Annotated in this window: 1 protein-coding gene; it reads right to left on the bottom strand. The window is 51.7% G+C overall.

What is annotated here, in order from left to right; translation table 11 throughout:
• Window positions 1-68: 68 nt before the first annotated feature.
• The gene (locus E4K64_RS40040) at window positions 69-614 is read right to left on the bottom strand and encodes a DNA-packaging protein (RefSeq protein WP_135167646.1); all 546 of its coding nucleotides are present in this window, start codon (window positions 612-614) and stop codon (window positions 69-71) included.
• Between the last annotated feature and the right edge of the window lie 146 nt (window positions 615-760).

The following is a 760-nucleotide window of genomic DNA, read 5'->3' as shown; positions in this document are numbered from 1 at the left end:
CAACGGCGGTCTGTGGCTCCGGCCTGAACAGTGAGCGAAGCCCGGCGCGGACAAAATGCCGCAGCCTGTTAACCTGACTGTTCGATATATTCACTCAGCAACCCCGGTATCAGTTCATCCAGCGCGGCTGCTTTGTTCATGGCTTTGATGATATCCCGTTTCAGGAAATCAACATGTCGGTTTTCCAGTTCCGGAAAACGCCGCTGCACCGACAGGGGGAGCCCGTCGAGAATACTGGCAATTTCACCTGCGATCCGCGACAGCACGAAAGTACAGAATGCGGTTTCCACCACTTCAGCGGAGTCTATGGCATTCTTCAGTTCCTGTGCGTCGGCCTGCGCACGCGTAAGTCGATGGCGTTCGTACTCAATAGTTCCTGGCTGGAGATCTGCCTCGCTGGCCTGCCGCAGTTCTTCAACCTCCCGGCGCAGCTTTTCGTTCTCAATTTCAGCATCCCTTTCGGCATACCATTTTATGACGGCGGCAGAGTCATAAAGCACCTCATTACCCTTGCCACCGCCTCGCAGAACGGGCATTCCCTGTTCCTGCCAGTTCTGAATGGTACGGATACTCGCACCGAAAATGTCAGCCAGCTGCTTTTTGTTGACTTCCATTGTTCATTCCACGGACAAAAACAGAGAAAGGAAACGACAGAGGCCAAAAAGCTCGCTTTCAGCACCTGTCGTTTCCTTTCTTTTCAGAGGGTATTTTAAATAAAAACATTAAGTTATGACGAAGAAGAACGGAAACGCCTTAAACC

This window comes from Bradyrhizobium frederickii (genome assembly GCF_004570865.1).
GTDB lineage: Bacteria > Pseudomonadota > Alphaproteobacteria > Rhizobiales > Xanthobacteraceae > Bradyrhizobium > Bradyrhizobium frederickii.
Note: the sequence above shows the minus strand (reverse complement) of the source record. Positions and strands in the feature narration are given on the sequence as shown.